Here is a 395-nt window from a genome sequence, read left to right as displayed (position 1 = left end):
GGGGGGTGGATTTTAATTCCAGTACCCTTGGAAAAAAAGAGGTTAAGATGGAGGGGATTCAATCAGGCAGAAGAAATTGGGAAGCATCTCTCATTTTATTTTAAAATCCCTCTCCTTAAGGATGTTTTAATGAAAATAAAAGAAACCCCAGCTCAGGTTGAACTCGAGGCTAAAACAAGAAAAGAAATTTTGAGAAGGGCATTTTTTATAAAAAATAAATCCTTAATTGAAAATAAAAAAATTATTTTAGTCGATGACATTTATACCACTGGCTCAACAATGGAAGAATGTGCTCGAATCTTAAAAGAAGCTGGAGCAAAAGAAATTATTGGAATTGTTGTTGCCCGCGCCAGCCCGGGCCAAGATAAATTTCAGAATCTCTAAATCTGGTTGGC

1 protein-coding gene is annotated in these 395 nt (G+C 36.2%); it reads left to right on the top strand.

Annotated elements, in window-relative coordinates:
* Positions 1 to 384, top strand: a 384-nt coding sequence (locus QME70_14030) for a phosphoribosyltransferase family protein (protein MDI6895681.1), incomplete at its 5' end; no start/stop codon positions are given.
* Positions 385 to 395 lie beyond the last annotated feature (11 nt).

The sequence above is a fragment of the Bacillota bacterium genome (assembly GCA_030019365.1).
Lineage (GTDB): Bacteria > Bacillota > Sulfobacillia > JACIYH01 > JACIYH01 > JACIYH01.
This window is presented reverse-complemented; position numbering and strand designations above follow the sequence as displayed.